12 protein-coding genes and 1 pseudogene are annotated in these 11,360 nt (G+C 67.1%); 7 read left to right on the plus strand and 6 right to left on the minus strand.

Features of this window, described 5'->3' with window-relative positions; all coding sequences use genetic code 11:
• Positions 1-6 precede the first annotated feature (6 nt).
• Genes OZ10_RS02455 through OZ10_RS02470 form a run of 4 tightly spaced genes read right to left on the minus strand, consistent with a single transcriptional unit; the run spans position 7 to position 2,933 of the window.
• Positions 7-342 (minus strand): DUF3325 domain-containing protein, encoded by a 336-nt coding sequence (locus OZ10_RS02455; RefSeq protein ID WP_039406728.1) that lies wholly within the window; start codon positions 340-342, stop codon positions 7-9.
• A complete protein-coding gene (locus OZ10_RS02460; protein ID WP_039563848.1) occupies positions 339-1,955 on the minus strand; it encodes a PepSY-associated TM helix domain-containing protein in 1,617 nt (538 codons plus the stop codon). The genes OZ10_RS02455 and OZ10_RS02460 overlap by 4 nt, the downstream gene beginning before the upstream one ends.
• Positions 1,952-2,263 carry a DUF3649 domain-containing protein gene (locus OZ10_RS02465; RefSeq protein ID WP_039563850.1) on the minus strand — a complete coding sequence of 104 codons (312 nt, stop codon included), beginning with the start codon at positions 2,261-2,263 and terminating at the stop codon, positions 1,952-1,954. The genes OZ10_RS02460 and OZ10_RS02465 overlap by 4 nt, the downstream gene beginning before the upstream one ends.
• 25 nt (positions 2,264-2,288) lie before the next feature.
• The gene (locus tag OZ10_RS02470) at positions 2,289-2,933 is read right to left on the minus strand and encodes a hypothetical protein (protein ID WP_039563851.1); all 645 of its coding nucleotides are present in this window, start codon (positions 2,931-2,933) and stop codon (positions 2,289-2,291) included.
• A gap of 280 nt (positions 2,934-3,213) precedes the next feature.
• On the opposite strand from OZ10_RS02470, the gene OZ10_RS02475 reads away from it, so the two are divergent.
• Both OZ10_RS02475 and OZ10_RS02480 read left to right on the plus strand, forming a co-directional pair.
• The gene (locus OZ10_RS02475) at positions 3,214-3,732 is read left to right on the plus strand and encodes a c-type cytochrome (protein ID WP_039412147.1); all 519 of its coding nucleotides are present in this window, start codon (positions 3,214-3,216) and stop codon (positions 3,730-3,732) included.
• A 279-nt stretch (positions 3,733-4,011) separates the two neighbouring features.
• A complete protein-coding gene (locus OZ10_RS02480; RefSeq protein ID WP_039563852.1) occupies positions 4,012-5,730 on the plus strand; it encodes an ExeM/NucH family extracellular endonuclease in 1,719 nt (572 codons plus the stop codon).
• 42 nt (positions 5,731-5,772) lie between these two features.
• Here OZ10_RS02480 and OZ10_RS02485 read toward each other — a convergent pair whose 3' ends face one another.
• Positions 5,773-6,156 (minus strand): MerC domain-containing protein, encoded by a 384-nt coding sequence (locus tag OZ10_RS02485; RefSeq protein WP_039412143.1) that lies wholly within the window; start codon positions 6,154-6,156, stop codon positions 5,773-5,775.
• A gap of 61 nt (positions 6,157-6,217) precedes the next feature.
• Here OZ10_RS02485 and OZ10_RS02490 point away from each other — a divergent pair, with 61 nt between their 5' ends.
• A complete protein-coding gene (locus tag OZ10_RS02490) occupies positions 6,218-7,543 on the plus strand; it encodes a GTP-binding protein (RefSeq protein WP_039412140.1) in 1,326 nt (441 codons plus the stop codon).
• Between the two features lie 65 nt (positions 7,544-7,608).
• On the opposite strand, the gene OZ10_RS02495 is transcribed toward OZ10_RS02490, so the two are convergent.
• Entirely contained in the window at positions 7,609-8,490 is an 882-nt protein-coding gene (locus OZ10_RS02495; protein WP_039563853.1) for an EamA family transporter, read from the minus strand.
• Between the two features lie 66 nt (positions 8,491-8,556).
• Here OZ10_RS02495 and OZ10_RS02500 point away from each other — a divergent pair, with 66 nt between their 5' ends.
• The 4 genes and pseudogenes from OZ10_RS02500 to OZ10_RS02515 all read left to right on the plus strand — a co-directional run.
• A complete protein-coding gene (locus OZ10_RS02500; RefSeq protein ID WP_039412159.1) occupies positions 8,557-9,219 on the plus strand; it encodes an alpha/beta hydrolase in 663 nt (220 codons plus the stop codon).
• Between the two features lie 78 nt (positions 9,220-9,297).
• Entirely contained in the window at positions 9,298-10,392 is a 1,095-nt protein-coding gene (zapE, locus tag OZ10_RS02505; protein ID WP_039563854.1) for a cell division protein ZapE, read from the plus strand.
• Between the two features lie 293 nt (positions 10,393-10,685).
• Complete coding sequence (locus OZ10_RS02510) at positions 10,686-11,138, plus strand: MarR family winged helix-turn-helix transcriptional regulator (protein WP_039412131.1); 453 nt, start codon at positions 10,686-10,688, stop codon at positions 11,136-11,138.
• A 97-nt stretch (positions 11,139-11,235) separates the two neighbouring features.
• Positions 11,236-11,360 (plus strand): annotated as a pseudogene (locus tag OZ10_RS02515) (organic hydroperoxide resistance protein); the annotation flags it as partial.

Raw genomic sequence — 11,360 nt, forward strand, 5'->3', positions numbered from 1 at the left:
GCGGTCTCAGCCCATCAGCAGGTGCGCAGCGCCAGCCAACACCGGCACGGCGATGGCGGCCGGCAGCACCGCGCCACGCCGATAGGGCAGCAGCCACAGTGCCAGCACTGCCGCGGCGGCAGTCAGCGTTCCCAGCCACAGCACCGGGCCGATGCCCCACCCCTGCGCGCGGACCGCCAGGCCAAAGGTGAGCAGCAGCAACAGCCAGCCGATGCTGCGCAACTGCCGCGTGCGCGCAGCGCCCAGGCTGCGGCCACGCAGCTCGTGCTGGTGTTTTTCCATCGCCAGGCACAGCGCCGCGAAGCCGGAAAAATTCAACGCCAGCAACAGCATCACGCTCATGCACTTTCCTGCATCGGCACGCTGTTTTGCGCCGGGGCGGCGACCGTGGCACGCGTCCGTCGGGCAGCCGCGGATTGCGGCGCCTTCCAGTGCTGCAAGCGCCAGCCGGCAATGCCCAGGCAGATACCCAGGCCCAGGCAGACCAGATCCACGCCGGCCAGCATCCATTGGCCGGCCGGCAGCGTCACGCCCAGATGCACATCGGTGGTGATCGCGTTGAGCAGCGGCACCAGCGCAAACAACGCGCCGCCCAGGTACAGCTGCCAGCTCCACATCGCGCGGCGCGGCCAGACGAACGCAGCCAACAACGCGCTGGCCCAGGCGGCAAAGAACAGGTTCGCTTCCATCGCTGCGCGCGCTTCCAGCGCCACAGGCAACAGTCGGTTTGCCCAGAAGAAGCTGGCAAAGGCGATCGGCAGCCCGGCCACGGTGCCGATGTTGAGTGCGTCCACCAGGCGCAGTCCGAACCCGATGCGTCCGGCCTTCAGGTGCTTGGGGCGTTCCTTCACCGCCCACATCACCACGCCGCTGGCCACCATCAGGCAGCCAAGCAGGCCGGAAGCAAAAAACAGCACGCGCAGCCACGGACCGGCAAAGTGCGCGATGTGCAGCCCCACCATCACCCCGCGCGTTTCGCTCGCGCCACCGGGCACGCCGCTGCGCTGCAGGCGCGCGCCGGTGAGGCCGTCGTACAGGATGGAGGGCGCGGTGCTGGACAGCTGCGCGGCCAATTGGCTGACGCCGACTGCCGCATGCGCATCGTTGGGTAGCGACACCGCCACGTTGCCGATCTCGCCCCCACGCAGGTCGCTGCGGGCGCGCACCACAAACTGTTCCAGCGGCAGCATGTGCGCCGGCGTGCCGGCCGCCTGCCGGGTGTCGGCCACGCGGTTGGCCGACTCGTCGTAAAAGCGCATCTCGTCGCTGGCGTAGCGTGCCTTGATGCCCCACGGCAGGTACATGAACATCAAGGTCACGATGCCGGTATAGGTGATCATCGCGTGGTATGGCAGCGCGGTCACTGCGCTGACGTTATGGAAGTCCAGCCACGAGCGCAGGCCCTTGCCCGGGCGGAACGTGAAAAAGTCCTTGAAGATCTTCTTGTGCGTGATCACGCCGCTGATGATGGCCACCAGCATGAACATCGCGCAGAACCCGACGATGTAGCGTGCCCACAGAACCGGCAAATAATGCAGGTCGAAGTGCAGCCGGTAGAAGAAGTCGCCGCCCAGCGTGTCGCGCGCGGCGATCTCCTTGCCGGTGGCCGGGTCGATGATGGCGTTGCCGTACATCTCGCGGCGGCTGGCCGGTTTGCCGTCGGCCGGTGCGGGGTTCTGCCAGTACATGCTGACCACCGGCGTCCGCGCGTCCGGCAAGGTGATGTTCCAGCTCACTGCGTCTGCTGCATGTGTCTGCAGATACTGCTCGGCGCTGCGGACGGCGGCCTCGCTGTTCACCGTGGTGGTGGGCAGCTCCGGACGCATCCAGCGGCTGATTTCATCGCGGTAGTAACTGGCGGTGCCGCCCATGAAGATCAGCAGCAGCACCCAGCCGACCAGCAGGCCGGTCCAGGTATGCAGCCATGCCATCGACTGGCGAAACCCCTGCTTCATGCCGCTCCCCGCTGCAGCCAGGCCGCCAGCGCGAACATCAGCGCCGCCGGAACTGCGATTCCCGCCCAGGCCCGCCACACGCTGGCGGTGGCAAATGCCCACAGCGGCGCGCAGGCGCACACCACGATGCCGACCAGCATGCTGGTCAACACCGCTTCACTGCGCGGCATCGGCAGGACCAGGGCCAGCAACAGGTTGGTGGCGCTGGCCAGCGCATAACCGCCAACGATCGCGGCCAACGTCCGCGCCAGCACGCCCAGCCACGGGCGCCTGAACCAGGGAAGCGACAGGGGCGGGGCGCTGGACATCAGGCAAGCGTTGGAGGTGGCCGGTTTATTCGGCGACGAAGGTCAGCGTGCTGATGTGGTGCACCAGCGTCACCTGCTTGCCGGCGATCTCGCGCTTGACCGGCTCCTTGTTGTTCATCACCAGGATGTGGCGACCGGGGCGCAGCTTGGGCAGGGTGACCTGGCCCTTGGCGTCGGAGGTCAGCGTCTTCTGCCACTTCTGCGGGTCGATCACGGTGACCTCGGCCTTGGGCAGCGGCTTGTTGCGATACAGCACCGTGAGCGTGCTGCCGTTGGCGGTGGTGGGCACCAGTTCCAGATCCAGCTTGGCCGACGGGGTCGCGCGGCCGGCACGGGCGTAATAGCTCACCGTCTCGAAGCCGCCGGCCTCACCCTTCCACGGCTCGAACACACTGTCGTCGCTCAACCAGGCATCGCCCGCGCCAGACAGAGGTGCAGTCAGGAACTCGCTGCCGCGTTGCAGTGCACCGGCCTTGCCGGCAGTACCGAACACGGTCGGCTTGACCACGCGCTTGATCTCGTCCTGGCCGTGATCGAGCGTTTCCTGCGCCGGCTCGCCGAAGAAGATGCGCACCGGGCCGCTGCCATCGCGTTCGATCCAGATTTCGTGGGCCTGGGCGGACAGACTGAGGCTGGCCAGGGCCAGGCAGGACAGCAGGAAGGATTTCATCGCGGCGACTCCTGGTAACGGACCGGGCGAGGCGACAGGCGCGTCCCCGTGGATTGATGGGAATGATACGCAATTCCGTCGGGCCAGACCAACGCGCCATGCGGCATTGCGGCAATTTGCCGGCAGGCGCGAGCGTGCCCGTGCGCAGGAACCATCTCCAGGTGGGGCAGGCTGCACATTGGCTGCAATCCCTGTCACGCACGCTGGTCAGACTGGCAGGAACTGTGCTCTATACTCCGGCGCTAGCAGAGGTCTTCGACCAACAGCCAGGGGTGAGCGCGTGCGGAATTACGACCTCGAGTTCCTGAAAAAATTCTCGATGGTGATCGGATTACTGGTAGTGATCACCCTGGGCCTGATCGCCCTGGCAGCGTATTTGCAACGCGCCATTCCCGACGAGGTCTCGCCGACTGCCGCCAAGCGTGTGCAGCAGCGCATCGCGCCGGCCGGCGCGGTCTATGCCGGCACCACCGGTGCGGCGGCGCAGGCAGCCGCCCAGGCGGCAGCGCTGGCCAAGGCCTCATCGCAGTCGGCCTACGGTGGCACCACCGACGGCAAGACCATCTTCGACAACCTGTGCACCGCCTGCCACACCACCGGCGTGGGCAAGGCGCCGACGCTGGACCACTCGCACTGGGATGCGCGTATCGCCCAGGGCAAGGACACCTTGTACAAGCACGCGATCGAGGGCTACACCGGCCCGGATGGCGGCATCATGCCGCCCAAGGGCGGCAACCCGGCGCTGACCGAAGAACAGGTGCGTGCAACGGTGGACTGGATGCTGGGCAATCTGAAGTAAGGTCGCTGTGGGGCATCGCGTAGCGTGCTGCGCCGTTGGCGCTCCTGCACTGCCAATCGCTAGTGTTGCCCGTCGCTTGATCGGATGTGTCGCCTACAGACCAGGTGCGGGCAAGCGCAGCGGAGTGTCAGTGCGGCCTACTGGTCACATCGCGTGTCCCGTAAAGGACACGCCTGGCGGCACGTCACTGCGGTTTGTTAGCCTGTTCCCGCGCTTCACCCTCTCGCGCCGCCTTCCGGGCGGCGCTTGCGTTTGATCCATCCCATCTGGAGTCGTTCGATGTCGCATCGCCCGCTGCTTGTGCTCGGTCTGGTCGGTCTATTGGCGCCACTGCTTTGCAGCGCTGCCGACGGTGCCGCGCAGCGGCTCTCGATTGCCGACGTGCAGGGCGAGGACACCCGCAGCCCGTACGATGGCCGGGCGGTCGAGGTGGAAGGCATCGTCACGGCCGACACGCGGGTGGGCCTGGCCGGCCTGTTCGTGCAGCAGCCGGGCGTCGAGCCGCGGCGCTCGCACGGGCTGTTCGTCACCGGTGCCGGCAATGCCGAGGTGGCGGTGGGCGACCGCGTGCGCATCGTCGGCACGGTGCGCGAGGTCTCGGCAGGTGGCGAAGCGAGTCTGACCACGCTGGAGGCCAGCAGTATCGAGCGGCTTGCCAGCGGCCAGCCGGTGCCGGTGCGCATGCTCAGCGGGCCGCCGGCCAACTGGGAAGCGCTGGAAGGCGAACACGTGCGCATCGCCGCGCTGACGCTCAACGGCAGCGATCGCCTGGACGCCGACGGCGAGCTGGTTGCCGCGTTCGGTGGGCGGCTGTGGCAGCCGAGCGAAGTGGCGGCGGCCGGCACCCCGGCCTTCGCCCAGGTGGAGGCCGATAACGCGCGTCGCCGCGTGTTGCTGGACGATGCACGCAATGGGCGCAGCCCCAAGCAGGTGTCCTACCTGCCGGCCGATGCGGCGTTGCGCAGCGGCAGCCTGCTCAAATCGGTCGATGGCATCGTCGATCAGCGCTACGACGGCCGGTACCGCATCCAGGTGCTCACGCCGCTGGCCGTGCCGGCCATGCCCACCGCAGTGGCGCCACAGGTGGGTGGCGACCTGCGCATCGCCTCGTTCAACCTGGAGAATTTCTTCAATGGCAATGGACGCGGTGGCGGCTTTCCGACCAAGCGCGGCGCGCGCACGCACGAACAGTTCCAGGCGCAGCTGGCCAAGCTGGTCGCCACCATCGTGCCCTTGCGCGCCGACGTGGCCGCGCTGATGGAGCTGGAAAACGACGGCAGCGGCGCCGATACGGCGGTGGCGCAACTGGTGGTTGCGCTCAACGCCGCCAGCAAGGACAAGGACTGGCAGTTCGTCGATACCGGCAGCGGTCCGGGCGATGACGCGATCCGGGTCGGCATCGTGTATCGCAGCTCGCAGGTGACCCCGGTGGGCAAGCCGGCCACGCTGACCGGCGGGCCGTTCGAGAACCACAGCCGCGTGCCGCTGGCGCAGGCGTTCCGCAGCACGCGCGGGGCGACCTTCGTGGTGGTCGCCAATCACTTCAAATCCAAGGGCTGCGGCTCCGCCAGCGGCGCCGATGCCGACCAGCAGGACGGCCAGGCCTGCTGGAACGCCACCCGCACCGAATCGGCCAAGCGCCTGCATCAATGGCTGCAGACCGACCCCACCGGCGCGCAGACCAGGCTGGCCGTGCTGCTGGGCGACTTCAATGCCTACGCGATGGAAACGCCGATGCGCAGCCTGCGCGCCAGCGGTTGGCAGGACGCCTTCGCCGTGGCTGGCGTCAAGCAGCCTTACAGCTACGTCTACGACGGCATGAGCGGACGCCTGGACCACGCGCTGCTCAGCCCGGCCATGGCCAAGCAGCTGCGCGGCGCGGTCGAATGGCACATCAATGCCGATGCGATGGACGAGGCCGGCTATGCCAAGCGCAATCTGCCCGGCCCGTGGCGCAGTTCCGATCACGACCCGGTATTGCTGGGCTTCTCGCTGTAGCGCAGGCCGGGGATCGAGGTGGCGCGGTGATCGCTCCTGCCGCTAGCGCGCGCAGTTTCCGTGTCGGCGCCGCAGCCGCAGATTCACCAGGTGGGTGCTTGCCAGCAGCAGGCTGCCGACGACCGTGATCGGTGTTTCCCACGCGCCGGCAAGACCGCTCGCGCCGAGCACCAGCCCGGTCAGCCCGCAGATCGCCAACACCCAGACCGGTGGCGGCAGCGCGTGCCGGCGGTGGGTGCTCCACAACGCGTAGCCGCTGAGCGGTACCGCCGCCGTGGCAAACACCACATGCACCCATTCGGCCCGGCTCCAGGCGCCCAGCAGTGGCAGCGCGGCGGCCAACAGCGGCAGGGCAAGGCAATGCAGCAGGCACAGCCCGGACAAGGCGATGGCCGAGCTGTCCAGCAGGGAAGTGGTGGCGCGCATCTACAGTGTCCTGTCGGCATAATGTTATATAGTAACACTTCACTCCAGCCAGGCCGTCAGGATGTCCCTGTCCCCCAAGCGTGATTCGCGTCTGCCCGTCACCGTGCTGTCCGGCTTTCTGGGCGCCGGCAAGACCACCTTGCTCAATCGCATCCTGCATAACCGCGAGGGCCTGCGCGTGGCGGTGATCGTCAACGACATGAGCGAGATCAACATCGATGCGCAGCTGGTGCGCGAGGGCGGTGCGGCCCTGCGGCGCACCGAAGAGACACTGGTGGAATTCAGCAATGGCTGCATCTGCTGCACCCTGCGCGATGATCTGCTTCAGGAAGTGCGGCGGTTGGCCGAACACGGCGGCTACGACTACCTGCTGATCGAATCGACCGGCATTGCCGAGCCGATGCCGGTGGCGGCCACCTTCGCCGTGCGCGATGCCGATGGCTTCAGCCTGTCGGATATCGCCCGTCTGGACACCATGGTGACCGTGGTGGATGGCTGCCGTTTTCTGCAGGACTTCGGCTCGGTCGCGACCCTGGCCGAACTGCGGCAGCAGGCCGGCCCGGACGACACGCGCGGACTGGTGCAATTGCTCGGCGAGCAGGTGGAGTTCGCCGACGTGCTGGTGATCAGCAAGTGCGACCGCATCGACCCGGCGCAGCTGCAGCGCCTGCGCGCGGTGCTGCGTGCGCTCAATCGCGAGGCGGCGATCGTGGATGCGGCCCATGGCAATGTGCCCTTGCAGCAGCTGCTCGATACCCGGCGCTTCGACTTCACCCGTGCGCAGCTGGCGCCGGGGTGGATGCAGGAACTGCGCGGCCAGCACACGCCGGAAACCGAGCAGTACGGCATCAGCAGTTTCGTGTATCGCGCACGTCGGCCGTTCCACCCGCAGCGCTTCGCGCGCATGGTGGGCAGCGGTCTGCCACAGGTGATTCGCAGCAAGGGATTCTTCTGGCTGGCCAGCCGTATGGACTGGGTGGGCGAATTGTCCAGCGTCGGCGGCGCCACCCAGACCAGTGCGGCTGGCTTCTGGTTTGCCGCACGCCATCGCGTGGATGCGCAGGCGATCGGCCAGCCACAGCAAACCAGCATCACCCCGCTGCCCTACACCGATATCGGCTGGCAGCGGCAACAGACGCACTGCTGGAGCGCGCCGCTGCCGCAGCTGCACGAAGTGGGGGACCCCAACGAATATGCCGCCATGCAGCGGCTCTGGCACCCGCTGTGGGGCGATCGCCGCCAGGAGCTGGCGGTGATCGGCGTGGACATGGATGCACCGCGCACCCGCGCGGCGCTGGATGCCTGCCTGCTCAGCGACCAGGAATTGCGCCAGGGTCCGGCACACTGGCAGCTGCTGGATGACCCGTTCCCGCACTGGGAGCGCTAAGCCCGGCGTGCTGGCGCATGACGCGCACGGCCATCGTGCACGTCATCACGCCACGACGCGCTGCGTCAGCGTGATCCCCACGCGATCACTGCGATCGCCACCACCGCCAATGCCAGGCCCACGCGGGTCCAGCGTGTGGTGCGTTCGCCAAAGCCCAGCATGCCGACCAGCGCGCCGAGCACCACCACACCGATGTTCATCGCCGCAAACACCGTGGCAGGGCTATGCGCCAGGTGTTGATGCGCACGCACGTAGAACAGGATGTTGCCGAAGTTGAGCACGCCCAGCAGCAAGCCGGCGGCGATGCTGGGCAGGTGCAGGCGATGACCACGTCGCACGCGCAACACCTGCGCGCACAGCAGCAGCGCAAAGGCGAGGGCAAAGCACAGCGTCAATGCAGTGAGCGAGGGCGTGCCCGACAGCGCGATGGTCTTGAGCAACACATCGATCAGCGCAAAACCGGCCCAGACGCCCAGTAGCCACGGCCACGCGCGTGCCTGCACCAGCGGTTCCGACACAGGCTCGACCGCAGGCGCTGCGCGCGGGCGCTGCACGATGCCGACGATGGCCAACACGCCGATGCCCAGGCCTGCCAGTTTCCAGACCCCGGCGTGCTCGCCGAATACCGTGAATGCGGCTGCAAGCGACAGCAGCAACGACAGCCGCTGGGCCACATCGGTACGCACGATTCCGGCCACCCGCACCGAGCGCGCCAACACCAGGAAAATGCCTGGTAACGCGACTGCCAGCCCTAGCAGCGCGAGCCATGGCGTGCCGGGTGCATGCAGGCTGGCAAACGACGGTTCGAGCAGTCCCACGGCCAGCACGCTGGCGGTGGCGTAGTTCCAGGTGATGGCCTGAAAGACGTCGATGTCGCGACGCGGCGCGAGCTTCAACAACACCGACACCAGGACACTGCAAATGACGGCAAACAACAGAAAATGCATGGGCAACGCAACGAAGTGTGCAGGCAGGGCGATGAACGCGGCCAGCGGGGCGGCTATTATGAGGCCATGTCCAATCCCCCATTCCCCACCGAATCCGCAGCGCTGACGCTGAGCGGGCCTGTCGGTCCGCTCGATGTCGCGGTGGATCTGCCCGACGCGGACGTGGCCGTGCAACCGGTCACCGCCATCGTCTGCCACCCGCTCTCCACCGAGGGCGGCAGCATGCACAACAAGGTCGTCACCATGGCCGCACGCGCGCTGCGCGAGCTCGGCATCACCGTGGTGCGTTTCAATTTCCGCAGCGTCGGTACCTCTGCCGGTGTGTTCGATCATGGCGATGGCGAGCAGGACGACCTGCGCGCAGTGGCCGAGTGGGTACGCGCGCAGCGGCCGGACGACACGCTGTGGCTGGCCGGTTTCAGCTTCGGCGCGTATGTGTCGTTGCGCGCCGCCGGAGCGCTGGCGCCGCAGGCGTTGATCTCGATCGCACCGCCGGCGGGGCGCTGGGATTTCAGTGACATGCAGCCGCCGGCGCAGTGGCTGGTGATCCAGGGCGATGCCGACGAAATCGTCGACCCGCAGGCGGTGTACGACTGGCTGGACACGCTGGAGCAGCAGCCCGAGCTGGTGCGCATGCCCGACACCAGCCACTTCTTCCACCGCAAATTGATCGACCTGCGCGGTGCGATCCAGCATGGTGTCCGGCGCTGGCTGCCGGCCGCCGTCTGACCGCGGCATGGACCACGCGTATCGCCTGGCGATGCGCCGTTGAGCGGGCAGGGCAGCAGCCGGCCCGCGGAGAACGCAATGAGTGAGATGACCCCGTCGCAGCGCTACGCCGCCGGCGTACAACGTGGCGACTGGCGCGCCGACCCTGCCCAGCAGGCGGCCCTGGCGGAACTGGACCGTATCCACGAGGCGCTGGTGGACAGCGCGCAGGATGGCTGGCTGGACCGGCTTTCGGCCTTCTGGAAGAAACCCGAGCCGGTGCGCGGCCTGTATTTCTGGGGCGGAGTCGGCCGCGGCAAGACGTTTCTGGTCGACCTGTTCTACGACGGCCTGCCGATCAAGCAGAAGTACCGTACCCATTTCCACCGCTTCATGCGCGGCGTGCACGAGCAGCTGCGCGAGCACGCCGGGCAAAGCGATCCACTGGCCAAGATTGCCCAGCAGTGGCGCGAAAACCTGCGCGTGCTGGTGCTGGACGAATTCTTCGTCACCGACATCGGCGATGCGATGTTGCTGGCGCGCCTGCTCGAGCGCCTGTTCGCCGAAGGCGTGACGCTGGTGACTACCTCCAACACCGCGCCGGAAAACCTCTATGCCAACGGCCTGCAGCGCGACAGCTTCATGCCGGCGATCGGCCTGCTGCAGAAGTTCTGCGTGGAACTCTATGCCGAAGGCACCGAGGATTACCGCATGCGCGCATTGACGCGCTCGCCGGTGTACCGCGCGCCGCTGGACGCGCAGGCCGACAACTGGCTTGCGCAACGTTGGGGCGAGTTGAGCGGCAATGCCGACGCGCGCGCGGGCAATATCGAAATCGAATCGCGCAAGATCCCGGTGCGCGCGCGCGGCAAGAGCATCGCCTGGTTTGACTTTGCCGCGCTGTGCGAAGGCCCGCGCGGACCCAGCGACTACATCGAGATCGCGCGCGAATTCACCACCGTGTTGCTTGGCGGCATCCCGCACTTCGACCGCATCAATGAAGACGCCGCGCGTCGCTTCGTCAACCTGATCGACGAGTTGTACGACCGCCACGTCAATCTGGTCTGCACCGCGCAGGACGCGCCGCCAGACCTGTACAGCGGCCAGCGCCTGGCCGGCGCATTCGAGCGCACCGCTTCACGCTTGATCGAGATGCAGAGCGCGGACTACCTGGCAACGGCGCATCGGGCGTGAGTTGATGGCGTGACAAGCGCAGGCCACAGGAGCGTTGCGCCGATTGCGTCGCTGCCAGGCTCTTGCAACTGCCGCGTCACAGCCGGCAGGTCTTACACCAGGGACGATGCCTCCCTTCAAGTGAAGCGCTCTGAGGGCAGCGGTAAGGTCGCGCAGCCAATGGCCGGCGATGCGCTCCCGATTTATTTATCGCTCGGAGGGCTGCGCTGCGGGACTGCGGCAAATCGTGGCTGTGATGATCGCCCACGCAAAGTCGCTTGCTATTGAGTAGCGCGCGATGTAAAGTGCAACCCATGGACACCGCCACCGCCCGGACAAACGCACTGCTGCAGCTCGACAACCAGCTGTGCTTTGCGCTGTATTCGGCCAATCTGGCGATGCACAAGCTCTACCGCGGGCTGCTGAAGGGGCTGGACCTGACCTATCCGCAGTACCTGGTGATGCTGGTGCTGTGGCAGACCGACAGCCGCAGCGTGTCGGAGATCGGCGAGCGCCTGCACCTGGATTCGGCCACGCTGACGCCGCTGCTTAAGCGGCTGCAGGCCGCCGGTCTGGTGACGCGCACGCGCGCTGCCGTCGACGAGCGTCAAGTCATCATTGCGCTGACCGATGCCGGCCGCGCGCTGCGCAGCAAGGCCGGTGGCGTGCCAGAGCAGGTGCTGTGTGCGTCGTCCTGCTCGTTGGATGAACTGGTCCAGCTCAAGCAGGATCTGGAAAAGCTACGCGCCAGCCTGGGCGTGGGATAAGGCGGGTCGTCGCGCCCTGCTACCGTCTGATACATCGCACCCTATTAAATAGTTGCCGATTCACTCACCGCGCATTGCGCTCATCAGGAGAACCACCATGGCCTCACCCGAAAAGATCCTCTACACCGCCCACGCCACCGCAACCGGCGGTCGCGAAGGCCGTGCGGTGTCCTCGGACAGCGCGCTCGACGCCAAGCTGTCCACCCCGCGTGAGCTCGGCGG

The organism is Xanthomonas cannabis pv. cannabis (genome assembly GCF_000802365.1).
GTDB lineage: Bacteria > Pseudomonadota > Gammaproteobacteria > Xanthomonadales > Xanthomonadaceae > Xanthomonas > Xanthomonas cannabis.

Excerpts from the sequence above, each read along its gene's own strand:
- OZ10_RS02455 (WP_039406728.1), bottom strand. The coding sequence starts at position 342 with ATGAGCGTGATGCTGTTGCTGGCGTTGAATTTTTCCGGCTTCGCGGCG.
- OZ10_RS02460 (WP_039563848.1), bottom strand. The coding sequence starts at position 1,955 with ATGAAGCAGGGGTTTCGCCAGTCGATGGCATGGCTGCATACCTGGACC.
- OZ10_RS02465 (WP_039563850.1), bottom strand. The coding sequence starts at position 2,263 with ATGTCCAGCGCCCCGCCCCTGTCGCTTCCCTGGTTCAGGCGCCCGTGG.
- OZ10_RS02470 (WP_039563851.1), bottom strand. The coding sequence starts at position 2,933 with ATGAAATCCTTCCTGCTGTCCTGCCTGGCCCTGGCCAGCCTCAGTCTG.
- OZ10_RS02480 (WP_039563852.1), top strand. The coding sequence starts at position 4,012 with ATGTCGCATCGCCCGCTGCTTGTGCTCGGTCTGGTCGGTCTATTGGCG.
- OZ10_RS02485 (WP_039412143.1), bottom strand. The coding sequence starts at position 6,156 with ATGCGCGCCACCACTTCCCTGCTGGACAGCTCGGCCATCGCCTTGTCC.
- OZ10_RS02490 (WP_039412140.1), top strand. The coding sequence starts at position 6,218 with ATGTCCCTGTCCCCCAAGCGTGATTCGCGTCTGCCCGTCACCGTGCTG.
- OZ10_RS02495 (WP_039563853.1), bottom strand. The coding sequence starts at position 8,490 with ATGCATTTTCTGTTGTTTGCCGTCATTTGCAGTGTCCTGGTGTCGGTG.
- OZ10_RS02500 (WP_039412159.1), top strand. The coding sequence starts at position 8,557 with ATGTCCAATCCCCCATTCCCCACCGAATCCGCAGCGCTGACGCTGAGC.
- zapE (WP_039563854.1), top strand. The coding sequence starts at position 9,298 with ATGAGTGAGATGACCCCGTCGCAGCGCTACGCCGCCGGCGTACAACGT.
- OZ10_RS02510 (WP_039412131.1), top strand. The coding sequence starts at position 10,686 with ATGGACACCGCCACCGCCCGGACAAACGCACTGCTGCAGCTCGACAAC.